Below are 23272 nucleotides of genomic sequence, written 5' to 3' on the forward strand. Positions count from 1 at the left end.
TGATTTACTTCTCGCGGCTTCTTGTCTAAGGTGGTGTAAATAACTAACACCTGGTGAAATTAATGGAAAAAGAGACGCTGCTGGGCGAGTCGAACAATTTTCTGGAAGTGCTGGAGCAGGTTTCTCGTCTGGCGCCGCTAAATAAGCCGGTGTTGGTTATCGGCGAGCGTGGGACGGGTAAAGAGCTGATCGCCAGCCGTCTGCACTATCTTTCCGAGCGCTGGCAAGGTCCTTTCGTTTCGCTAAACTGCGCGGCATTAAACGAAAACCTGCTGGACTCCGAGCTTTTCGGCCATGAGGCCGGGGCTTTTACCGGCGCTCAAAAACGCCATCTTGGCCGCTTTGAGCGCGCCGACGGCGGGACGCTGTTTCTGGACGAGCTGGCTACGGCACCGATGCTTGTGCAGGAAAAACTGCTGCGGGTAATTGAATATGGTCAGCTGGAACGCGTCGGCGGCAGTCAGCCGTTGCAGGTTAGCGTCCGGCTGGTTTGCGCCACTAATGCGGATTTGCCGCGCCTGGCTGAAGAGGGAAAATTTCGCGCTGACCTGTTAGACAGGCTCGCCTTTGATGTCGTCCAGCTACCGCCGCTGCGCGAGCGCCGTAGCGACATTCTGGTAATGGCGGAACATTTTGCTATTCAGATGTGCCGCGAGCTGGGCCTGCCTTTTTTTCCTGGTTTCTCTATCCGTGCGCGGCAAACGCTGCTGGCTCATCACTGGCCAGGCAACGTCCGCGAGCTAAAAAACGTGGTGGAGCGCTCTGTCTATCGCCACAGCGACACGGAACAGGAACTTGATGCGATTGTTATCGATCCGTTCCAGCGCGCTTATGCCCCGGGTCCTACTGAAGCCGTCAGTGAGCAGCCGACGCTGCCGCTGGATTTACGCCGCTGGCAGCATCAGCAGGAAAAAGATTTGCTGCACAAGAGTCTGCATCAGGCGCGCTTTAACCAGCGGCGGGCGGCAGATCTGCTTGGCGTCACCTACCACCAGCTACGGGCCATGATGAAGAAGCATAACGTTGAGATAAAGACGGATGATTAATTTACGACTTTATGCCCTGCTTAACGCGTTGAGACTATGGCCGGAAGGCTTCTAGAGCTTATCCAATAAATCACGGTAAATAGCGTAGTTTTCCGGCTCAAAGCAGACGATGTTTACGGCCTCAATATCGGCGCTGGTTCTCTCCAGAATAACTTCTACAGCAATCTGCGCCGCCAGCTTTTTGGGAAAACGATAGATCCCGGTACTGATGTTTGGGAAAGAGAGTGTCTTGATGGCGTACTGGTCTGTTAAATCAAAGCAGCGATGATAAGCGCTGCGCAAAACGGCAGGCTCACCGTTTTGCCCGCCGTGCCAGACTGGGCCAACGGTATGAATTACGTACCGGGCAGGAAGATTGCCAGCGCCGGTAATAACAGCATCGCCTTCATTGCAGCCACCCTGACGATCGCGGATAGCCTGACATTCCGCCAGAATCGTTTTCCCGCCGGCCCGATGGATCGCGCCATCTACGCCTCCCCCGCCCAGCAGGGAAGAATTGGCCGCGTTAACGATCGCCTCGGCCGCTATTTTCGTAATATCACCTTGTAACAGCTTGATTTTATCTGACATAAGCGCCTCCTGTGTCTGTCAGTATAGCTGGCTAACCTGGTTTTGCCGTACGGGAGAATCGTCAAACGCGGCGTTTCTGACGCAAAAAAAAGCCCGCGCAAGGCGGGCTAAAAATACTGGAAGCAATGTGAGCAATGTCGTGCTCTTCTTCGGTAGAGCCACCGTTGAAGCGCAGGAGAATAATAATCATTCGCACTCTCGCTTGTAAAGCTTTTTGTTGATAATAATTCTCATTACCACAATAAGATCAGGCCTGTTCGGGCAACGCGATAGCCGATTTCTTCCGCAAACCGCCTTATCAGGCACTTGCGCAATAGCAGATGTCCTCCGCAAACAGCCTTATCAGACACCTGGCGATAGCAGATTTCTTCCGCAAACCGCCTTATCAGGCCCTGATAGCGCCATTAACATAAACCATAAGGCTGACAGCGGTCATCGAGACGATGCGTCAGCATGAAAAAGCGCCAGTTGTCCCGGCAAACTTTGGGGGTGACCGCAGAGTGCGGTACACTCACCCTATTGCCTGATATTTCAGATGACTTATGCGCACATTATTCCGTACTTTTCTTGTGGCACTTAGCCTGTTTAGCGCTTCGGTGGCGGCCAAAGCGCCAGACGATATTCGCCAGAGCGGATTCGTTTATTGCGTTAATGGCTCGGTGACAACCTTTAATCCGCAGATGGCGAGCGGCGGCCTGGTGGTGGATACGCTGGCCGCGCAGCTTTACGACCGCCTGCTGGATGTCGACCCCTATACTTATCGATTAATTCCTGAACTCGCTGAAAGCTGGGAAGTGCTGGATAATGGCGCAACCTATCGTTTTCACCTGCGCCACAACGTTGCCTTTCAGAAAACGGCATGGTTCACGCCCACGCGCTCAATGAATGCTGATGACGTGGTGTTCAGCTTTCAACGCGTTTTCGACCGTAAATCTGCCTGGCATAACGTGAACGGCGGCAGCTATCCCTATTTCGACAGCCTGCAGTTTGCCGACAGCGTCACCAGCGTGAAAAAAATTAACAGCGATACGGTAGAGATCCGCCTGAATGGCCCGGATGCTTCCTTTCTCTGGCATCTGGCGACGCACTACGCGCCGGTTCTTTCTGCCGAATACGCTGCAAACCTGACCAAAAAGGATCGTCAGGAGCAGTTGGACCGTCAGCCCGTAGGCACCGGCCCTTTTCTTCTCAGTGAATATCGCGCCGGCCAGTTTGTTCGCCTTGCACGTAACCCTGACTACTGGAAAGGCCTGCCGCGTATGTCGCAGGTAGTTATTGATATGGGCGCAGGCGGCACCGGACGACTTTCCAAGCTGCTGACGGGAGAGTGCGACGTGCTGGCCTATCCGGCCGCCAGCCAGATTTCCGTGCTGCGTGACGACCCGCGCTTAAGGCTGACGCTGCGACCCGGTATGAACATTGCCTATCTTGCTTTTAATACGCGTAAGCCGCCTCTGGATCGCCCGGAGGTTCGCCAGGCGCTGGCGCTGGCGATTAACAACGAGCGGCTAATGGAGTCGGTTTATTATGGTACGGCGGAAACGGCGGCCTCAATACTGCCGCGCGCTTCCTGGGCCTATAACAATGAGGCCCGCGTAACGGAATACAATCCTGCGAAAGCGCGCGAGCAGCTTAAAGCGCTGGGGGTGGAAGATTTGCAGCTGTCGCTATGGGTGCCTGCCGCCTCACAGGCGTGGAACCCCAGCCCGCTTAAGGCCGCCGAACTGATTCAGGCAGATCTGGCGCAGGTCGGCGTCACGGTGAAAATTGTGCCGGTAGAAGGACGTTTTCAGGAAGCGCGCCTGATGGAGATGCATCATGACCTGACGCTCACCGGCTGGGCCACTGACAGTAACGATCCAGACAGCTTTTTCCGCCCGTTACTGAGCTGTGCCGCAATTGGTTCACAAACCAACTACGCGCACTGGTGCGATACGGAGTTTGACGACACGCTGCATAAAGCGCTGCTGTCACAACAGCTGGCATCGCGAATTGAGTATTATTCCAGAGCGCAAAGCATGCTGGCGCAGGCGTTACCGGTATTGCCACTGGCCTATTCGCTGCGACTTCAGGCTTATCGTTATGATATTCACGGGCTGGTGCTTAGCCCGTTCGGCAACGCCTCTTTTGCTGGTGTGTACCGCGATCGGGAGAGTAAATAACCGTGATTATTTATACCTTAAGAAGACTGGTGCTGTGGCTGGTAACGCTTGCCCTGCTGACGCTGGTGGGCTTTAGCCTGAGCTATTTTACGCCGCATGCGCCGCTGCAGGGCGCGTCCTTTACTGACGCGCTGATATTCTGGTATCAGGGATTACTACAGTTCGATTTTGGCGTCTCGAGCATTAACGGCGAGCCTATTGCAAAAGAGCTGCTGGAGGTTTTCCCGGCCACGCTGGAACTCTGCATCCTGGCCTTTGGCCTGGCGATGGCAACAGGGATTCCGCTGGGCATTGCGGCGGGCGTGATGCGCAATAAATGGCAGGATAAAACCATCAGCGTGCTGGCGCTGTTGGGTTTCTCTATGCCGGTTTTCTGGCTGGCGCTGCTGCTGACGCTCTTTTTCTCGCTGGATTTAGGCTGGCTGCCGGTTTCCGGCCGTTTCGATTTACTTTATCCGGTTAAGCAGGTTACCGGATTCGGCCTGATTGATGCGTGGCTTAGCCATTCCCCCTGGCGCAACGAAATGATGAAAAGTGCCCTGTTGCATTTGATTTTGCCCGTGACGGCGCTGGCGGTTGCGCCCACTACAGAGGTGGTGCGCCTGCTGCGTATCAGCACGCGTGAAGTTATGGAGCAAAACTATATTAAGGCAGCGGCAACGCGTGGCCTTTCAAGGCTGGCGGTTATTCGCCGCCATGTGCTGCATAATGCGTTACCACCTGTTATCCCACGCCTGGGATTACAGTTTTCTACCATGCTCACGCTAGCCATGATTACGGAAGTGGTTTTTAGCTGGCCTGGGCTGGGCCGCTGGCTGGTCGATGCTATTCGGCAACAGGATTACGCGGCCATCTCCGCTGGCGTGATGATGGTCGGCGGCCTGGTGATTACCGTAAACGTGCTGGCCGATATTCTGGGCGCGCTGACAACACCGCTTAAGCATAAGGAATGGTATGCGCTGCGCTAGCGGGCTTTTATAAATAAATAACCCGCTAGCGCGGGTTACAATAAGCTTTGCCGAATGTATTATCGTGGAACCTGTAAAGCGAGAGGTTGAGATTTAGCACACCCTTTATCGGAATAAATTTGATTCAGTTTTTTCAGGCGTGTTTTAGCAGCATTGCTCTCGACAGAATGAGCATCACTTGTATCAATAAAGAACAGGGGAATAAGTAAGAACACGCCTGTTACGCCCAGGATTGAGTTAGTAGCAACTTGTTTAGTATGGTCGCTGTCACTTTCTTTAACTTCATTAGTCATATTTCCCATCTCTGAGATAATTGACTGGCATGACATAATCTCGTCGCCAGGCTGCGAGATTTGAACCGGCATGGGAGTAGTGTGTAAGCATCCAGATAAAAGAGCACAAGATACAGCTAAAGCGACCAACCTTTTCATTTTCTTCCTTTAATACATTTCAATAAGTAACCATTTAAGAATAATCCTAAAGCGTTAAATAACAAAGAAATTTTATAAAAAATTTATTATTTGTGTTAAATCGGCTCTATATCTCTCCTAATATTAATTTATCTTTTTCTTGCACTGTAATCCTTTAGCCTGAATTTCCTTTAAGATTTTCTTGTGATAATTTTATGAATGATATACCGCCTCTGGTTAACTGTATCGACGTTACTGATACCTTACGTAGCATCATCTTGAGCTACACCGAAGAATGCATCACTCTGGATGTAAAATGTACACCCTTACAACAAGTGCTACGGACTGCGGCAATCTCACCTACTCAAAAAAAACCATATCTCCAGAAATAAAAAGCATAAAGTATCCGAATTGAAGAGGACAGAAATCGCTATAAGATACATGCATTGAAAGCCGATTTTTAACTCCGGATAAGAAATTTTTGGACAGAATTAAATTCTGCTTTTCAAGTTTTTGTTGATATTTAGTAAATTATGTTATTGATATGCCGGTGCTTTAGTAATAAAGTTCTGAAACAGCAGACGCAATTCATTGCAATAAACTATTGTAAAAAAGGGAAGCGTTAATGAAATGGAACAAACAGGCCGCAGTCAACTACCTGAGATTGCATGCATTGAAGATGTCTCATAGCCAGTGTGCTAAATATACCCGACAGGCCATAGAAGCTGGCGGCATTAAATTAGAGCGTACTCATCATGCTAAAGACTACGGCGATATTTTACTTCGTGCCGGCTTCCGTGAGGTTCCTTCTGCCTTCCCTGTAATGGCAGGAGATGTTGCCATCATTCAACCTTATAATGGCGGAAATCCCAGTGGGCATATGACGATGTATGATGGCACAAAATGGATTTCGGATTTTACACAACGCGGTATGTATCCCGGGCCAGGATACAGAAGAATGCACCCAGCTTTTAAAATCTACAGGATGTACTGATGAGAACCCTATTGTTTACCGTAATCTTTATTATATCTTCCTGTGCTTTTGCAAGCGCCGGACAGGATGCCAGGGCACAGGCGGAAGCGTTTTACAAAGCCTATTTGACAGCTTTGTCCAGCAATAGTGACGGTGCTTACTCACCCGCGCTGCTTCGCAAATATGTCGCTGCTGACACTATTAAACGACTCAACCAAATTCGGCAACTACCGGAGCAAGAGGTGCTGGAAGCCGATTATTTCACTTATTCTCAGGATTATGATCCCTCCTGGATCCCCGCTCTTAAAATTGAAGATGCAAAACCTGCACCCGGGGGCGAAGAAGTCGTGGAGGTTTTTTTGGGGATTGAGGACGGTAAAAAACTTCATCTCGAAGTATTTATGAAGAATGAAGATAGTCACTGGAAAATTTATCGGGTTCGTGACGTGACAAACAATTATGAGTCACCCATATTTGATGACTCTGTTCTGGCGCCTTAATAACCCTGGCGTAGCATTATCGCCATTCCGGGCAACAATGCTAATGCTGGCCATGATCACGGAAGTGGTTTTTAGCTGGCTCAGGCTGCTGGCTGGTAGATGCTATTCGACAACAGGATTACGCGGCGATCTCCCCAGGCGTGATGATGGTCGGGAGCCTGGTGATTACCGTAAACGTACTGGCCGATATTCTGGGTGCGCTGACAACGCCGCTTAAGCATAAGGATGCTTACCGGGAAAGGTGCAGAATTTGCCGTGTCGTTTTCAGTGCAGAATCAAATGGCGCGGTCGTCCGAACGATTTTTACCATTACGCTTGCCCCCATCCAGAGCTGGTAAAGGCTTTCAGCCACCTCTTCCGCTTCATTTTCAAGCGTTAACGACCCTTCTGCAGCACCAGCTTTAAGCGCAGCAGCCAGACGAGAAATAATACCTGCGGTGCCGCGCATCAGCGTCACGCGCATCTTGTCGGACAGGTCAGCTACCTCAGCGCCCAGCTTGACGGCAAGACACTTGCCCTGGCAATCGTAGAAGGATTGCGACTCCTGCCAGTTACGCCAGTAGTTTATTAGCCTTTGGGCATAGCTAATCCCTGACTGGTTGAGCGTTTCATCAAGTTCAGCAAGATAGGCATCGAAATAGCTTTCCAGCATCGCAACGCCAAAAGCTTCTTTTGAAGTGAAATAGTAATAAAATGACCCTTTAGGCACGTCGGACTCATCCAGAATTTCTTTCAGACCGACCGCCGAAAACCCTTTGCCCGCCATGATGCGCTGGCCCGTGGCAAGAAGATGTTCGCGAGTTTGCTGGTTGTGCTGCTGCGTCACTGTTTTCATTCGCTTACTCTATCAACAAACAGACCAGTCGTCTACGAAATGGCGTGTGGCAATGCCCTCAGGAAGAGCGTCAGATGCAGCTTACAGAAAGAAAAAAAGCTTATTAAGATTGTGAGCTTTAAATATTCTCATTCTGCCTCTGTCAAGGCAGCGCTCTAATGGTGCGGATTATCAAAGCTGAGGCAGCGAATTTATCGCCACCTCAGAGGTTCAGGCATGATTTATTGAGCCAGTTTATGCAGTAACTGCTCGGCCGTAGCCGCAGAAGAGGTCGGGTTTTGGCCTGTAATAAGCTGACCATCGGTGACCACGTATGAACTCCAGTCAGGGCCTTTTGAATAAAGACCGCCTTTTGCAATCAGCTCATCTTCTACCAGAAACGGCACCACCTGAGTCAGCCCTACTGCTTCCTCTTCCGAGTTAGTAAATCCGGTGACCTTACGGCCTTCTACCAGTGCTTTGCCTTCCTGTGTTTTTACATGGCGCAAAACGCCTGGCGCATGACAAACAAACGCAACGGGTTTTTCGGCAGCGATAAAAGCTTCAATCAGAGCGACAGAGTGCTTATCTTCCGCCAGATCCCATAGCGGGCCGTGGCCGCCAGGATAGAAAACGGCGTCAAAATCAGCCTGTGAAACAGTGTCGAGTCGAACGGTGGCAGCCAGTTGTGCTACTGCCGCCGTATCTGCCTCAAAGCGATGTGTGAGTGCGGTCTGGAAATCGGGTTCGTTACTTTTCGGGTCAAGCGGCGGATTTCCACCCTGCGGCGAGGCCAGCACGATCTCTGCGCCCGCATCTTTAAAGACATAATAAGGCGCGGCCAGTTCTTCAAGCCAGAAACCTGTTTTACGGCCGGTGTCACCCAGTCGATCGTGTGAGGTCAGTACCATAAGGATCTTCATCGTTTTACTCCTGCCTGTATCATTGATTTATATTAGACCGGTCGACTATAAATCTTATAAAAAAAGTCGACCTACTGTCGGTTTATATAACGCCTTTCTGTTTTCCCGTGCCCTGTGCGGCTGATAAAGAGCCTGTTGATGTAAAATTACTTTTACCAGCATTCCAGATTCGTGTCAGGTTATCTGCTTTGCTATCAGCTATGCGCTAACTCAGTATTTAAGCTAGCACCTAATAGACCGGTCGTCTACAAGCAAGGCAATAAAATTTTGTGCACCTGACTTTTCCTCGCGCTGCTGCCCTGTTCCCGTCCCACGCTGCTTAAACGCGGACATAGTGTCATCACAAGGGTATTCCTGCATAATCTTCCCTGCTTTTTATCTGTCCTGAATGACTTCTTAGGTCAAATCGTAACCTTCATTAACCCAGGCTCGAAATTGCTGCCCGCGTTTCCTTGCCTGAGACCGCGTTATCGAAGGATAATCGCCTATGCTAAGTGGTAAGGTTGTACCTTTCCGGCACACAAAAAGAGATTAAATCACTGATAATATGGTAAATTGTGAAGTGACTCTAAACACACTAAAACAACACAAAGCGATATCGTATGCCCTCCGATAATATCTACGCCGAAAAACGGCTACCCAGCACGTTTCGCAATGCCTGGCGGCTGTTCTATCGCGACACGTCCGCCATGATCGGCTTTTACACTTTTATCGCGCTGATTTTGCTGTGTCTTTTTGGTCGACTGCTGGCTCCCTATAATCTTGACCAGCAGTTTTTAGGCTACCAGCTGTTGCCGCCCTCCTGGTCCCGATACGGTGACGTTTCCTTTTTCCTCGGCACGGACGATTTAGGCCGCGATTTACTGAGCAGGCTGCTGAGTGGCGCGGCACCTACGGTAGGTTCGGCTCTGGTTATTACCCTGCTGGCCTCGTTGTGCGCCATGATATTGGGTGTTTTTGCCGGTCTGACTCGCGGGCTGCGTTCTGCCGTTATGAATCATATTCTGGATACGTTTCTTTCCATCCCCTCGCTGCTGCTGGCGATTATTGTGGTAGCGTTTTTTGGGCCGGGACTCAGCCACGCCTGGCTTGCGGTTTTCCTGGCCATTATTCCTCGCCTGGTGCGTTCTGTTTATACTGCCGTGCACGATGAACTGGAAAAAGAGTATGTAACCGCCGCCCGACTGGATGGGGCCAGCAGCATGAATATTCTGCGCTATGCCATTTTCCCCAATATCCTGGCGCTGCTGGTATCGGAGTTCACCCGCGCGCTGTCAATGGCCATTCTGGATATCGCCGCGCTGGGTTTTCTGGATCTTGGCGCGCAGTTGCCTTCTCCTGAATGGGGAGCCATGCTTGGCGATGCGCTGGAACTGATTTACGTCGCGCCCTGGACTGTCATGCTGCCCGGCGCGGCCATCATGCTTAGCGTCCTGATTGTTAATTTGTTAGGTGACGGCATTCGCCGGGCCATTGTTGCGGGAGTTGAATAAATGCCGCTGCTCGATATACGTAACCTGACCATTGAATTTATGACTGCCGACGGGCCGGTAAAAGCAGTCGATCGCGTCAGTATTACACTGAGCGAAGGCGAGGTCCGCGGGCTGGTTGGCGAGTCTGGTTCCGGCAAGAGCCTGATTGCCAAAGCCATTTGTGGCGTCACCAAAGAAAACTGGCGCGTGACGGCCGATCGTATGCGCTTTGACGATATCGACCTGCTAAAGCTTTCACCGCGCGAAAGACGCAAGCTGGTCGGTCATAATGTCTCAATGATTTTTCAGGAACCGCAGTCTTGTCTGGATCCTTCCGAAAGCATTGGCAAACAGCTCCGGCAGGCTATCCCCCGCTGGACCTGGAAAGGCCGCTGGTATCAGCGCTTTCGCTGGCGGCATCGCCGTGCTATCGAGCTGTTACACCGCGTCGGGATTAAAGATCATAAAGATATTATGCGCAGCTTTCCTTACGAGCTGACTGAAGGCGAATGCCAGAAAGTGATGATCGCGATTGCGCTGGCCAACCAGCCGCGGCTGTTGATTGCCGATGAGCCGACCAATGCGATGGAGCCGACTACCCAGGCGCAAATATTCCGCCTGCTTTCACGCCTTAACCAGAACAACAACACGACTATTTTGCTGATTAGCCACGACCTGCAGATGCTAAGCCACTGGGCAAACCGCATCAACGTAATGTATTGCGGACAAACTGTTGAAACGGCGCTTAGTGAAGATCTGATTAGTACGCCGCATCATCCTTACACCCAGGCGCTCATCAGGGCCATGCCCGATTTTGGCCGTTCGCTGCCGCATAAAAGCCGCCTGAACACGCTGCCCGGCGCTATCCCTTCGCTGGAGCATTTGCCTATAGGCTGTCGGCTGGGGCCGCGCTGTCCCTATGCACAGAAAAAGTGTATTGAAACGCCCCGTCTGACCGGTAGCAAATCACATCTGTTTGCCTGTCATTTCCCGCTCAATATGGAGAGCCAGTGATGATAGAAACGCTGCTGGAAGTGCGTAACCTCAGTAAAACCTACCGCTACCGCACCGGCCTTTTCCGGCGACAGCATGTGGAAGCGGTAAAGGAAGTCAGCTTTACGCTGCGGGAAAAGCAAACGCTGGCGATTATTGGTGAAAACGGGTCCGGGAAATCAACGCTGGCTAAAATGCTTAGCGGCATGGTTGCGCCGAGCGCGGGCAATATTTTAATCGACGACCATCCGCTGGAATATGGCGATTACGGCTACCGCAGCCAGCGCATTCGCATGATCTTTCAGGACCCTTCTACCTCGCTTAATCCGCGCCAGCGTATTGGGCAAATTCTGGATTTCCCGCTGCGGCTGAATACAGATCTTTCCGCTAAAGAGCGGGAAAAACGCATTATCGCCACCCTGCGCCAGGTTGGATTGCTACGCGACCACGCCGCTTATTATCCGCATATGCTGGCACCGGGACAGAAACAGCGTGTAGGCCTGGCGCGCGCGCTGATTTTACAGCCGAAAGTGATCGTTGCCGACGAAGCGCTGGCCTCGCTGGATATGTCAATGCGCTCGCAGCTGATCAATCTGATGCTGGAGCTACAGGATAAGCACGGTATTGCTTATATCTACGTGACGCAGCATCTGGGCATGATGAAGCACATCAGCGATCAGGTTATCGTGATGCACCAGGGCGAGGTGGTTGAGCGCGGCAGTACCGCCGACGTGCTGGCTTCTCCGCTGCACGATTTAACCAAACGGCTGATTAACAGCCACTTTGGCGAAGCGCTGACCGCCGACGCATGGCGCAAAGACCGGTAAATCCTTCTCCCCAGACCGTTTATTCTGCCATGAATAAGCGGTTATTCCACATAATACGCTGAACTCCCTCTCTTTATGCTTTTATGCTATTTATTAGCACCTATTGGTCTTTGGTCTGCCTTTTAGCTTGCGCGAGGATAAGCACAGCTAATACTAGAAGGAATGACTATGGAACAGCGTCGGCCAGAAAGCCACAGCCACTGGTATCACGAAACACAGTCTACCCGTGCCACTCAGGCACAGCCGCTGGTTCCCGAGGCCGCCGAAATTGAAGATCGCTTTTTACTGGGCCTGGCAGCGCTGTGCAAAAATGATCTGCACGAAACGCTCCAGGCCGCCCAGCCTGCGTTGCTGGCCTCCAGAGATCTTTACCAGCTGTTTTTTCCTCAGGATCTTGTTACCTCTTTAACGCATACGCTAACGCTGTACGACCGGCTCAGCACCGCGCTGACCGTAGCGCAGGTGACCGGCGTGCAGCGGCTGTGCAACCATTATGCCGCTCGCCTGAATCCTTTAAGCGGCCCGGACTCGTCGCGGGAAAGCAATCGTCGCCTCACGCAAATTACCGAGTATGCTCGCCAGCTGGCTACCCAGCCGACGCTGATTGACGAAGCGGCGCTGCAAAGACTGGATGAAGCAGGCCTGACCGCCCCCGATATTATTACCTTTAGCCAGGTCATCGGCTTTGTCTGTTACCAGGCGCGCGTGGCGGCTGGCATCCATGCGCTGCTCGGCCTGCCGGTACGCTGGATACCCGGCGTAACTATCCCGCCGGATGCAGAAGCGCTTTGCTTTGCACGGCGGCCGGCCTGGCGCCCCAGACTGTCGGCGGTTGAACTGCGCTATGCCTCTGACAGCCAGCTGGAAGCCTTAACCTTTTGCCAGCCGCAGCGAGCGGTGAGCGAAAGCGCCTGGCTGTTGGCACACGATGGCGATGCGCTGTATGGCTGGAGCAAGCTGATTAACGAACTTGAAGGGAAAATTACCTCGCCGGAAGGCCAGCTTGCCGCCGCTGTCGCCGCCCGCATTAACGGCAGCCCGGTTTGCTTTTATCGCTATGCGCCAGAGAAGCTGCGCGATTTGTTGCAGGCGGGGATTGAAGAAGCGGCCGCGTCGGCTTCTGCAAAGGATAAAGCTATTATTCAGGCAGCGGCGCAGCTCACCCGTTCGCCGGAGCGTTTTAGCGCAGCCCATTTACAGCCGCTGACGGAAGCAGGCTTTTCGCAGCCGCAAATTTTCAACGTTATTTTCAGTACGGCCCTGGCGGCCTGGAACAACCGGCTGATGCAGTCGCTCGGCACAGGTTAAACGCACGTCGCGCAGGCTTGCGGAGAAACTGCCTGGCCCGTTTCCCCTCAGGCCTGAAGATAACAGAGCCAGTTCACCGCTGACTTAACCAGCGGCGCACCTCGTCAAAAAAGTGCTGCGCCAGCGGCGTGGCCCGCCCCGGTTCAGCAATAACCACAGCGGCCTGACGCGTCATTGGTGCAATCGCCAGCGGACGTGCCTGCAGTTCCGGCGTCATGGAAGGGAGCAAATGCCCTCGCGGCGAAATCAGGCAGCCTAAACCGACCTGTGCGCCCTGGGTCAGCAGGAAAACAGAAGTTGTTTCCAGAATTACCCGTAAATGGATACCGGCTTCGCGGAAATGGCTGTCCAGATAGCGCCGGAAGTAACGCGTTTGCTCTGCCAGGCAAAAAGGGATCTCAGTGAGTGCATTCAGCTCAAGCGGTTCATCCCCCGCCAGCTGAGGAAAATGATCGGGATGAAAGACCACTTCAACCCCGCCATCCTGCAGTAGCTCGGCCTGAAAATGCAGTTCGCGTAGCGTGGCCAGCTCAAAGAAACCGATGCCGACGTCCACCGTATAGCTATTAAGCGCATCCAGTAGCTGATCGGCGCTCAGTACAGAGACGCGATAGTCAAGCTGCGGATAGCGTTCCTGAATGCCCTTCAGTACTACCGTCAAAGAGATGCTACATTGCGGCACCACGCCAATACGCAGCGTGCCGGAGACGCCATGCTTAAGCGATTCGACCTCCAGCTTGAGCCCTTGATATACCGAAACGATTTCTCGCGCCCACGTCAATACGCGTTCGCCTTCAGGGGTAAAACCGTCAAAATTATTGCTGCGATTAATTAACGATAATCCCAGCTCGCGCTCCAGATTTTTCAGGCGCATAGAGAGCGTCGGCTGGCTGACAAAGCTGGCCTCCGCCGCACGACCAAAATGGCGTTCGCGTTCAAGATTGCACAGGTAAATAAGCTGTTTTATATCCATTTTCTTATTTTTCAATGTATTGACTTTGTGGATCGCGGCCAAACCGGATGGTGTGTACTTAATGATGTACTAAATAAAAATCTACCTGCCAGGCGCGCTGCCGCTTTGCGGATGAAGAGTGATATCGTGCCAGATTTCACACATTATACTTAGTAATGAATGCGTTATGACTATACAAAAGGCAGGACAAGGTGGGTTAAAGAGCCGAGTTGCCGTACTGCTCAGGGTTTTCCGCAGGCTTTTTTACTCAGCTACTATAGAACTTTTTAATACTTATTGCCCCCGATTCCGGAGGCAATAGTCGTCAGAGATTAAAAACTTTCCCAGTTTCCTGCCGCGCTGACTGCTTCCTGCGGCTGGAGACGCGTGACGGGCTGCTTAACAAAGCGATCGCTCTTTTTACTGCCTGATTCTGAACTTAGCTTAAACGCGGATACCAGCGCGCTGAGCGTCTCCGCCTGCCCTTGTAAAGATCGGGATGCCGATGAAGCTTCCTCGACCAGCGCGGCGTTCTGCTGGGTCACTTCATCCATTTGCCCCATAGCCAGATGCACCTGCTCAATCCCGCGGCTTTGCTCGGCGGCAGAAGTGGCAATTTCATTAACGATGGTCGCGACCTGATTAATTGAGCTTGTCACTTTCTCTGTATTTTCACCCACGTTTGCCGCCTGCAGCGTACCGCTTTCAACGTGTTGCACAGAGGCAACGATCAGTTCTTTAATTTCTTTCGCGGCTGACGAAGATCGCTGGGCAAGATTACGCACTTCGCTTGCCACAACGGCAAAACCACGTCCGTGCTCACCGGCTCTGGCAGCTTCTACTGCGGCATTGAGTGCCAAAATATTTGTCTGGAATGAAATACCTTCAATCAAGCCCGTTATTTCAGAAATTTTTCCGGAACTGGTGCGGATATCTTCCATCGTTAACAGCATCTCTTTCACCGATCTGCCGTTTTCAGCAGACAGCTTATTGGCATTGTCAGCTAAATCGCTTGCCCGGCTGGCGCTGGAGGAGTTGGTTTTAACCGCGTCACTTAAAGTGGCCATGCTGGCTGAAGTTTGTTCAAGAGATGCTGCCTGCTCTTCCGTACGAGAAGACAGGTCTTCGTTCCCTGCTGCAATCTGCGACGAACCCGCGCTGACCGACAGTGAAGAACTGTGTACCGCAGACAAGGTTTCGGAGAATTTAGCTAACAGCTTATTAAAAGCTGCGGCGGTTTTACCCACCTCGTCGGCACGGCTTTCATCTGCCAGACAGGTAAGATCCAGCGTTTCGCTGGCAGCGATCATCGTTCTTTCCATGCTGGACAAGCTTTTTCTGATATTCAATATCGTTTTAATGGTAAAGAAGCTCAAAATAATAATAATGAAGGCGATAGCTATCGACATGGTCCAGATGGTTTTCTTATAGATACTTTCGTTAATCAGCTTCAGGTTATCGCCAATATTAACATTAAATTCAATCTGCTTATTTAAGTCGTCCGTTAATTTACGGCCATTCTTACCAATCCCCGCATCACCCTGCAGCAGGGAGTTCGACAAACTATTATTATGAACACGTGCGGCGCTGAGAAAATCAGGTAGCGAGGCACGGATTGCATCAATATCGTGATATATCTGCTCTGTCATGCCACGATCTTCATCATTAGAAATATCGTTTGCCATATAATTGTCGGCTGATTTTTTTAAATCATCCAGAACGGCATTGATTTTTAATTCGATGGCCGGGTACTGGGTGTCATCCGTCACTGACTGATACTTGTAAAGAGACAATCCTAAGTTATTTGCTGCGCTTAGTGATTTATTCAGATCCTTGATGCTGGGAATAGAGTTGTTTTGCACATATTCAAAGCGGGATTGAAAACCGGATATGATCGTTAAAGAGACAACAGACAGCGTACATAACGCCATAACTAATAAGGTAAATGTTGAAAATAAACGCTGCGTGATAGTCATGTATACCTCAGACCCGACAATTTTTATGAAAAAATAGTACCCCTGTTCTTCGCCTAAGGTTATCGGCCTGCGCGTATAAAAATTTAGCTTTAAGCCCTGCTTTTCTACGTTTTTCGATCGGGTGATGCAACTGCTTATTTATGCTGGTTTATTATTTTTTGCGTACCGCTTTTATCGATAGCTGATGAGACTTTTGTTTATTCGGTCCAGCTACTTTTGCACAGTACGGTTACACCTTTTACAATTTTTGCGCTGCTTTCAGGGTTGCCTCTAACCTTCGGGCAATAAAAGGCGCGGCCTGAGCTTTCGCCTGTTGCAGCTGTTCTGGCGACGCCTGCCGGGGCGAACCGCAGGAAAAAGGCGGAGCGGGATCGTACTCCATATGCAGCTGGATATTTTGTGCAGTTTCACTGCCATAGAGCGCAGCGACAACGCTCAGGGCAAAATCGATACCGGACGTTACCCCTGCGCCCGTTATACGATTGCTATCCTGTACCACTCGTTCACTAACCGGCTGCGCCCCTAACAGAGCAAGCTGATCGAGTGAAGCCCAGTGGCTGGTAGCCCGATACCCCTGCAATAACCCTGCGGCTCCCAATATCAGCGAACCGGTACAAACAGAGGTAATCAGGCTGGCCTGCTCGCTTTTCTGACGAATAAACGTCAGCGTTTCTGCATCCTCCATTAATGCAATTTGTCCCGGCCCTCCCGGAACGCAGATGACGTCCAGCGCCGGGCAGGTAGCAAAAGTTGCCGTAGGCAAGATGGCCATTCCCCGATCCGAAACCACTGGATCAAGTGTTTTCCAGATAAGATGCACCTCGGCAGCTGGCGCGCGCGCGAAAACTTCGAAGGGACCCGTTAAATCGAGCTGGGTAAGACCGGGGAAAAGTAACAGGCCAATTGAAACTGAGGAAGCGCTCATTGTTTAATCCGCAAGTTTAAAACATTACTTTTGTCAGAATTTTCAGGTAGAAACAAGCTTTAAAGTGGGTTAATTGCGAGAGTGAGGGTAATGAAAGGGAAAAAGCGGCGGAATAGCCAAAAATAAATCACCATCAGAAACTATCAATCGCGATATGAGTTTTATTGCCTCTGTTGCTATTAAATAGCGCCCTGCCGCCCAATGATAGTACTGGTCTGTTGCCGTTATAAAATGCCCAACGATACATTTAATCAGCCACATAAAAAAACCCGCCGTTCCTGGCACAGAGGAAAGCGGGTTTAGTAACGGCATAATTACGAAAAACAATTACCCGTTATGTTCAGCAATGGTAATTTACTTTACCGGGCAGATGAAATCACTCTGTTCCCGTATAAAGCGCGCTAGCTGCGGCGGCTTGACTGCCCGCCCTTTTTGCCAGCTTCAGAGGCCTTTTCGCGGTCATTTTTAAAACTGCCGCTGCCGCTACTCTGTCCGCCTTTTTTACCTGCTTCTGATGCTTTTTCACGATCTTCGGCAAAGTTGCCGGAATTTCCACGATGCTGAGTCATAATAGCTTCCTCTTCGTGTATCAAATTTCTCACCGGATAATCTGTAGCTCGGTTAACGCTTTTTTACCGAACGCCGGTGAACGTCGTGCATGAATAACTATAGCCAGGCTCAGCTTATTTTCAAGAAACCGGCCTTATTTTTTTTAATAAAAATCCACCCTCACCTTTACTGAAGGAAATATCAAGGCGTTAGCGCGCCACACAGAAAAATAAGCGAAGCCGTAAATGTAAAATTTATTTTCCGCTTATATAATGATGTTTATCGTGATGAATTTTATTATCCCGACAAAGCGATATACCCTGTAAAATAACAGGGTTTGCCGTTTACCCCATCCCTAGCGCGGCTTTAACCTCAATGGCAATCTTCTCGACCTGCGGGCCGTAAATAACCTGGATATCGCGATCGCTGACGTGGTTGATGCCATTAGCACCGGTGGTCATTAACGTCTGGTCGACAACTTCCTTCATCTCTTTTACCCGCACGCGTAAACGGGTGAAGCAGCAGTCAACATCCTCAATATTTTCTTTTCCACCCAGCCCGCTGATAATGACGCGGACACGTTCATCAGCCGCAACCGCTTTTTCCGTCTCTACCTCTTCCGCTTCCCTGCCCGGGGTTTCTACGCGCATGCGTAAAATCACAAAGCGAAAGCCATAATAGTAAACCGGTACATAGATTGCGCCCAGCACCAGCGTCCACCACCACTGCGTCCTGCTGCCGCCCAGAATCCCAAAGACCACCAGATCGATAGCGCCGCCCTGAATATTGCCAATCATCAGATGCAGCATGGACATCAACATAAACGAGAGGCCGCTGAGAAAAGCGTGCAGTAAATAAAGTACGGGCGAAACGAAGATAAAGCAGAACTCCAGCGGCTCCGTAATACCGGTAGTAAAAGAGGTGAGCGCACCGGCCATCATCAACGCTTTCACGCGCTGCTTATGCTCTGGCCTGGCACAGTGGTAGATCGCCAGCGCTGCGGCAGGCAGGCCAAACATCATTACCGGAATCTTGCCCTGAGCCAGAAACTGCGTGGCGTTGCGAATAATGGCATCCGGTACTGAACCAGGATGCGTGAGCGCGGTATTAAAAATATTGAGTGCGCCAACAATGGTCTGGTTATCGACCGTGGCGATCCCGCCGATCGGCGTAAAACGCACCGTTTCGTTGAGGATATGATGCAAGCCCGTAGGGATAAGCAGTCTTTCGCTGGCACCATACAGAAAAGCGCCATACTGACCGCTTTTGCCGATCAACTCGCCAACCCAGGCGATACCTGCTCCCACGGTTGGCCAGATTGCAGCCAGGAGTACACCCACCAGCGGCAACACCAGTACGGTGACTATGGGTACAAAACGTCGTCCACCAAAGAAGCTGATAGCCGTGGGTAACTGGGTGGTATAGCAGCGATTATGGATTGCCACGGTAACCAGACCTGCAATGACGCCCCCCAGCACGCTCATGTTATAGGTAAAAATGCCCAGCATCTGGATATATTCCGCCGAAGTCATCATGGCGGCCGTTTGCGCCATGCCTTTGGCCTGCAAGGCTTCTGGGGTGGTGGTCATCGCCGTCAATCCCTGAGCCGCAAGCGTGGCGCTGACGCCAACGTGCATAGCGATAAAACCAATCACGGCGGCAAAGGCGGCGGTCGGCTTCTCTGCTTTCGCCAGTCCCGTTGCGCTGGCGACGGCAAAAAAGAGCGGCAGATTGGCAAACAGCGCGCCAGCGACCTTGCGAATAAAACCGATAATCAGCTGTGGTACGTGAAGGCTGGCAAAAGCTTCGCCGGTGATAGCCGGGTTTTGCATGGCCGCCGCCACGCCAAGAAAAATACCGGCAGCGGCAATGACGGAGATGGGCATCATCAGAGCTTTGCCGAAGGCGTGGATAAGGCTGACGAACTCTTTCACGGGCGGCTCCATCGTGGACGGAAAACCTCATTATTAGCCATCACGGCAGGCCCGTGAGGCATGACTGCCCTGTTCCATTCTGTTCTTTGATTTAGCTCACGCTTTAGCGATAAACCAGAGCTATCGCATGATTAAAGTAATCAATTAGACAATTTTTTTAAGAAGTCACAGACTGTGCCGATAAAAGAAGCAATAACTTCTTAACAAGACAAAAACATTCACATCACCTGCGAAGCAATATGAAATTTAAAACTGCAATCAAACCCTACCAGGCGGCGGCGGGCGGCTGGGGATCCCTGGAAGCAACGACCCGCTTCGTTTTTGACAGCAAGCAAGTTCTGAAAAATATGCGCAACCTGATGCGCATGAACAAGGCAAAAGGCTTTGACTGTCCCGGCTGCGCCTGGGGCGATGATAATAAAAGTACGTTTAGCTTCTGTGAGAACGGCGCCAAGGCCGTGACCTGGGAAGCGACGCGCCGTTTTATTGATGCCGGCTTTTTTGCACAACATAGCGTTTCTGCACTTTATAAGCAGAGCGATTACTTCCTGGAATACCAGGGTCGCCTGACCGAGCCGCTGCGCTATAACCGCGAAACCGACCATTATGAGCCGATTAGCTGGGACGATGCGTTTGCCCTGATCGCCAGCCATATCAAAGCGATGGACAACCCTGACCAGATGGAGCTTTACACCTCTGGTCGCGCCAGTAACGAAGCCTCCTGGCTTTACCAGCTGTTTGGCCGCATGAACGGCAGCAACAACTTCCCTGACTGCTCTAATATGTGCCACGAAGCCAGCGGTACCGGCCTGAAGCGCAGCATTGGCGTAGGTAAAGGCACTATCCGTCTGGATGACTTTGATCATGCAGATGCCATTTTCGTTTTCGGACAGAACCCGGGCACTAACCACCCACGCATGCTGCACAGCCTGCGTCATGCTGCCGATCACGGCGCAAAAATTGTTACCTTTAATACCCTGCGCGAACGCGGTCTGGAACGCTTTGCCGATCCTCAAAAACCGCTGGAAGTGGTGACCAGCAAAGCGGGCACCATCAGCTCTACCTATTATCAGCCAAATTTAGGCGGTGATATGGCAGCGGTGCGCGGTATGGTAAAAACGCTGGCGGAAACCCACTTTGCGCGCATTGCCGCCGGTGAGCCGGGCCTGTTTGACGAAGTCTTTATTAATGCAAAAACCGAGGGGATGGAGGCATACCTTGCCGCCGTTGCCGCTACGGAATGGTCGCACATTGTGCAGCAGTCTGGCCTGACCGAGCAGCAGATCCGCGAAGCCGCCGCCATCTACCAGAGCGCAGAACGTGTAATCTGTACCTGGGCAATGGGCGTTACGCAGCATAAACACTCTGTGGATACCGTGCGTGAAATCGTTAACCTGCAGCTGCTGTTTGGCCAGCTGGGTAAAAAAGGCGCAGGCCTTTGCCCGGTGCGCGGACACAGTAACGTTCAGGGTAACCGCACCATGGGTATCGATGAAAAGCCATCTAAAGCTTTTCTCGACAGCCTGGGCAGCCACTTTGGCTTTGAGCCGCCGCGCGAAATCGGTCATAACACCGTAGAAGCGCTGGAAGCGATGCTGCGCGATGAAATCAAGGTGCTGATTGCGCTGGGTGGTAACCTTGCCGCTGCTGCGCCTGATAGCCCGCGTACCGAAGAAGCGTTAAGGCGCTGTGGCCTGACCGTGCAGATCAGCACCAAGCTGAACCGTAGCCACCTGTGCCCCGGCGCGAAAGATGCGCTGATCCTGCCAACGCTGGGTCGTACCGAACAGGATATTCAGGCCAGCGGTCCGCAGTTTATTACCGTAGAAGACTCGTTCAGCATGGTTCACGCCTCTGAAGGCGTGGGTAAACCTATTGCTGATACTCAGCGTTCTGAAACGGCTATCGTTGCCGGTATCGCGCACGCCGTACTGGGTTCAGAGAAAGTGGACTGGCTGGGCCTGGCAGCGGATTACAATTTGATCCGTGACCATATCGCCGCAACCATTCCGGGCTTTGCCGATTTTAATGCGAAGTGTGAAATCAAAGGTGGTTTCTATCTGGGCAACGCGGCGGCGGAGTTCCGTTTCAATACGTTAAACAACAAAGCGCAGTTCAGCGCCGCCAGCCTGCCGGACTCGCTGTTCCCGCAGCTGGATGTGGAAGTGCCGTTTACGCTGCAAACGCTGCGTTCACACGACCAGTACAACACCACGATTTACGGCCTCGATGACCGTTACCGTGGCGTGTACGGCCAGCGCGAAGTGCTGTTTATCCATCCGGATGACATGGCGAAGCTGGGCCTTTCTGCGGGCGACAACGTGGATATTGAAACGCTGTGGAACGATGGGATCACACGTAAAGTTACCGACTTTAAGCTGGTGCCTTACAACATTCCACAAGGCAACCTGGCGGCTTACTATCCGGAAACGAACCCGCTGGTTCCCCTTTCCAGCTTTGGTGACGGCAGCGGTACGCCAACGTCAAAATCCGTACCGGTAAAAATCACCCTGTCCGAAGCGAAAGCAGGCCTGCGCATCGCCTGATTAACAACGCGGTCAGAGTAAACTAAGCCGGGAGCAATCCCGGCTTTTCGCTTTTAACAAACTCATCTTCAATTTTTATCGGCGGGTTCCGCGTCGGTGGGAGAAGGAGTTAACGTATCGCTGCGGGCGCTATCTTCCTTTTCTTTTTCTTTGAATTTTGTATAGGTATCCGTATCAAATAACGATATCCCTTCTACTTCCTCTTTAGGAATAAGCGTTCTGAAATCATCCAGCGTAACGGCAGAACCGCTAACGCCACCGATAATGCCGTTATCAATATAGTGCCGCTTATAGTTAGTCGTGACGTGAATAGTCAGCGTATCTTCTTTGCGATAGCCGCTTAACAGAGGCAGCAACTGCAAAAAATCGGCCTTGCCGTGTTCAAAGCGGGGACATTCAACGATGCCGACATAAAATTTACGGGATTTAAGAGTGATAATAACGGGAAAGTTTCGTACGGCGGCTTCAATCAGCAGGCTTTCAAGCGGATCGTGATGGACGGCTTTTACTAGCGCATCAATCCAGCGATCTTCTTTTCTGTATACCCACCACTGCTTCAGCCTGCCCACACACCACGCCAGCAGCATCGAGATAATACCAAAGAAGGCGAACTTTAAATCAGCAAACTTAAATTCCAGCGCCGGAGAGAGAGGAAAAACGCGGGTCAGTATCGTTTTGTCAATAATACCGTGGGACAGAAGAAAGCTATAGCTCCAGCGGAAGGCACCAACAATGCTCAGCGCCGAGCAAATCAGCCAGGCGGAAATAGTAAAAAGCACGCCCCAGGCCGCCACATAAAAATAAGCGTCCCAGCCTGCGGAACGCTTAAAGATATATCTGGAGGGAACGGACTGCGTCACAAACAGGTAGCCGCTAATCAGCACAATCGCCACGATGATAGTGTTCATCAGCTAGTTCCGTTGTCGCTGCGGCTCTTCCTGTATGTTAGCCATTTTTTTGATCTGCTCTTCAAGCGCTTTGACAACGTCGGCGTTATTCATATTAAGAGAAACGTAACCATCCCGGCTGATGGTGTAGTTGTTACGGTTATCTTTCAAAGCCTTGGTTAATCTTTCTTTTGAGCTAAACATTGCTGTTGTACCATATAATTTATGCGCCACGGACATAAAAACCTCCCTGCTTTTATAACGTAGTACAAGATTTAAAAAATCCTTTTAAATCAGTCCCGGAATAAGAGAGCCGGACCGTTTTTTCTAAAGTATAGAACATCACAACCGGCTACAGGCTGGCCTGCTGCTCCATTGTGTATAATAAAGCAGCAGCTCAGGCAACCCTTTTTGCCAAAGCCGCCCTGCCGGAGGCACGTTTTGCTTTTGCTGCCTTCACGCTTCCGGCTTTTTACCCTGATAAATTGTAACCCTTATCACAGAGCGCCAAAAGCTTTTAACGCTGTTTATCCCGAT

Annotated in this window: 22 protein-coding genes and 1 pseudogene; 11 read left to right on the forward strand and 12 right to left on the reverse strand. The window is 51.3% G+C overall.

Annotated features, from left to right (window positions below; genetic code table 11):
- Window positions 1-62: 62 nt before the first annotated feature.
- Window positions 63-1046: a phage shock protein operon transcriptional activator gene (gene pspF / locus KUE00_RS09750; RefSeq protein ID WP_246759628.1), complete on the forward strand. Its 984-nt coding sequence runs from the start codon at window positions 63-65 to the stop codon at window positions 1044-1046.
- Between the two features lie 51 nt (window positions 1047-1097).
- Here pspF and KUE00_RS09755 read toward each other — a convergent pair whose 3' ends face one another.
- On the reverse strand, window positions 1098-1616 hold the full coding sequence (locus KUE00_RS09755) for an O-acetyl-ADP-ribose deacetylase (protein WP_246759630.1): 519 nt from the start codon (window positions 1614-1616) through the stop codon (window positions 1098-1100).
- A gap of 61 nt (window positions 1617-1677) precedes the next feature.
- Window positions 1678-1806 carry a hypothetical protein gene (locus KUE00_RS21850; RefSeq protein WP_281434553.1) on the reverse strand — a complete coding sequence of 43 codons (129 nt, stop codon included), beginning with the start codon at window positions 1804-1806 and terminating at the stop codon, window positions 1678-1680.
- A 352-nt stretch (window positions 1807-2158) separates the two neighbouring features.
- Between KUE00_RS21850 and sapA the strand changes: the two genes are divergently transcribed.
- Both sapA and sapB read left to right on the forward strand, forming a co-directional pair.
- Complete coding sequence (gene sapA / locus KUE00_RS09760) at window positions 2159-3778, forward strand: ABC transporter substrate-binding protein SapA (protein ID WP_246759632.1); 1620 nt, start codon at window positions 2159-2161, stop codon at window positions 3776-3778.
- Window positions 3779-3780: 2 nt separating this feature from the next.
- The gene (gene sapB / locus KUE00_RS09765; RefSeq protein WP_246759634.1) at window positions 3781-4746 is read left to right on the forward strand and encodes a putrescine export ABC transporter permease SapB; all 966 of its coding nucleotides are present in this window, start codon (window positions 3781-3783) and stop codon (window positions 4744-4746) included.
- A 59-nt stretch (window positions 4747-4805) separates the two neighbouring features.
- Here sapB and KUE00_RS09770 read toward each other — a convergent pair whose 3' ends face one another.
- Complete coding sequence (locus KUE00_RS09770) at window positions 4806-5177, reverse strand: hypothetical protein (RefSeq protein ID WP_246759636.1); 372 nt, start codon at window positions 5175-5177, stop codon at window positions 4806-4808.
- A gap of 604 nt (window positions 5178-5781) precedes the next feature.
- Between KUE00_RS09770 and KUE00_RS09775 the strand changes: the two genes are divergently transcribed.
- The 3 genes and pseudogenes from KUE00_RS09775 to KUE00_RS09785 form a co-directional block, all read left to right on the forward strand.
- Window positions 5782-6150, forward strand: a complete 369-nt coding sequence (locus KUE00_RS09775; protein WP_246759637.1) for a hypothetical protein — start codon at window positions 5782-5784, stop codon at window positions 6148-6150.
- Window positions 6150-6629 (forward strand): YqhG/Tai3 family protein, encoded by a 480-nt coding sequence (locus KUE00_RS09780; protein ID WP_246759638.1) that lies wholly within the window; start codon window positions 6150-6152, stop codon window positions 6627-6629. Before KUE00_RS09775 ends, KUE00_RS09780 begins: the two co-directional genes overlap by 1 nt.
- A 31-nt stretch (window positions 6630-6660) precedes the next feature.
- Window positions 6661-6871, forward strand: a pseudogene (locus tag KUE00_RS09785) (peptide ABC transporter permease); the annotation flags it as partial.
- On the opposite strand, the gene KUE00_RS09790 reads toward KUE00_RS09785, so the two are convergent.
- A complete protein-coding gene (locus tag KUE00_RS09790; protein WP_246759640.1) occupies window positions 6859-7464 on the reverse strand; it encodes a TetR/AcrR family transcriptional regulator in 606 nt (201 codons plus the stop codon). The pseudogene KUE00_RS09785 and the gene KUE00_RS09790 sit on opposite strands and share 13 nt — an antisense overlap.
- Window positions 7465-7685: 221 nt before the next feature.
- Window positions 7686-8366 carry a type 1 glutamine amidotransferase domain-containing protein gene (locus KUE00_RS09795; protein WP_246759641.1) on the reverse strand — a complete coding sequence of 227 codons (681 nt, stop codon included), beginning with the start codon at window positions 8364-8366 and terminating at the stop codon, window positions 7686-7688.
- Window positions 8367-8968: 602 nt separating this feature from the next.
- Here KUE00_RS09795 and sapC point away from each other — a divergent pair.
- From sapC to KUE00_RS09815, 4 genes are all read left to right on the forward strand, one after another.
- On the forward strand, window positions 8969-9859 hold the full coding sequence (gene sapC / locus KUE00_RS09800) for a putrescine export ABC transporter permease SapC (protein ID WP_246759642.1): 891 nt from the start codon (window positions 8969-8971) through the stop codon (window positions 9857-9859).
- Complete coding sequence (sapD, locus tag KUE00_RS09805; RefSeq protein WP_246759643.1) at window positions 9860-10852, forward strand: putrescine export ABC transporter ATP-binding protein SapD; 993 nt, start codon at window positions 9860-9862, stop codon at window positions 10850-10852.
- 2 nt (window positions 10853-10854) lie between these two features.
- The gene (gene sapF / locus KUE00_RS09810; protein ID WP_343215884.1) at window positions 10855-11658 is read left to right on the forward strand and encodes a putrescine export ABC transporter ATP-binding protein SapF; all 804 of its coding nucleotides are present in this window, start codon (window positions 10855-10857) and stop codon (window positions 11656-11658) included.
- Between the two features lie 168 nt (window positions 11659-11826).
- On the forward strand, window positions 11827-12966 hold the full coding sequence (locus KUE00_RS09815; protein WP_246759644.1) for a CMD domain-containing protein: 1140 nt from the start codon (window positions 11827-11829) through the stop codon (window positions 12964-12966).
- 73 nt (window positions 12967-13039) lie between these two features.
- Here KUE00_RS09815 and KUE00_RS09820 read toward each other — a convergent pair whose 3' ends face one another.
- The 5 genes from KUE00_RS09820 to KUE00_RS09840 form a co-directional block, all read right to left on the reverse strand.
- Window positions 13040-13939 carry a LysR family transcriptional regulator gene (locus KUE00_RS09820; RefSeq protein WP_246759645.1) on the reverse strand — a complete coding sequence of 300 codons (900 nt, stop codon included), beginning with the start codon at window positions 13937-13939 and terminating at the stop codon, window positions 13040-13042.
- A 311-nt stretch (window positions 13940-14250) separates the two neighbouring features.
- Window positions 14251-15894 carry a methyl-accepting chemotaxis protein gene (locus KUE00_RS09825; RefSeq protein ID WP_246759647.1) on the reverse strand — a complete coding sequence of 548 codons (1644 nt, stop codon included), beginning with the start codon at window positions 15892-15894 and terminating at the stop codon, window positions 14251-14253.
- A 238-nt stretch (window positions 15895-16132) separates the two neighbouring features.
- Entirely contained in the window at window positions 16133-16819 is a 687-nt protein-coding gene (locus tag KUE00_RS09830) for a DJ-1/PfpI family protein (protein ID WP_246759648.1), read from the reverse strand.
- A gap of 401 nt (window positions 16820-17220) precedes the next feature.
- Window positions 17221-17388: a con-10 family general stress protein gene (locus KUE00_RS09835; protein ID WP_246759649.1), complete on the reverse strand. Its 168-nt coding sequence runs from the start codon at window positions 17386-17388 to the stop codon at window positions 17221-17223.
- Window positions 17389-17712: 324 nt separating this feature from the next.
- Window positions 17713-19257: a PTS transporter subunit EIIC gene (locus KUE00_RS09840; RefSeq protein ID WP_281434569.1), complete on the reverse strand. Its 1545-nt coding sequence runs from the start codon at window positions 19255-19257 to the stop codon at window positions 17713-17715.
- Window positions 19258-19541: 284 nt separating this feature from the next.
- Here KUE00_RS09840 and KUE00_RS09845 point away from each other — a divergent pair, with 284 nt between their 5' ends.
- A complete protein-coding gene (locus KUE00_RS09845; protein ID WP_246759651.1) occupies window positions 19542-21848 on the forward strand; it encodes an FdhF/YdeP family oxidoreductase in 2307 nt (768 codons plus the stop codon).
- Window positions 21849-21916: 68 nt separating this feature from the next.
- On the opposite strand, the gene KUE00_RS09850 is transcribed toward KUE00_RS09845, so the two are convergent.
- Window positions 21917-22756 (reverse strand): hypothetical protein, encoded by an 840-nt coding sequence (locus KUE00_RS09850; RefSeq protein WP_246759652.1) that lies wholly within the window; start codon window positions 22754-22756, stop codon window positions 21917-21919.
- 3 nt (window positions 22757-22759) lie between these two features.
- Window positions 22760-22975 carry a hypothetical protein gene (locus tag KUE00_RS09855; RefSeq protein WP_246759653.1) on the reverse strand — a complete coding sequence of 72 codons (216 nt, stop codon included), beginning with the start codon at window positions 22973-22975 and terminating at the stop codon, window positions 22760-22762.
- Window positions 22976-23272 lie beyond the last annotated feature (297 nt).

Source organism: Erwinia phyllosphaerae (genome assembly GCF_019132875.1).
Classification (GTDB): domain Bacteria; phylum Pseudomonadota; class Gammaproteobacteria; order Enterobacterales; family Enterobacteriaceae; genus Erwinia; species Erwinia phyllosphaerae.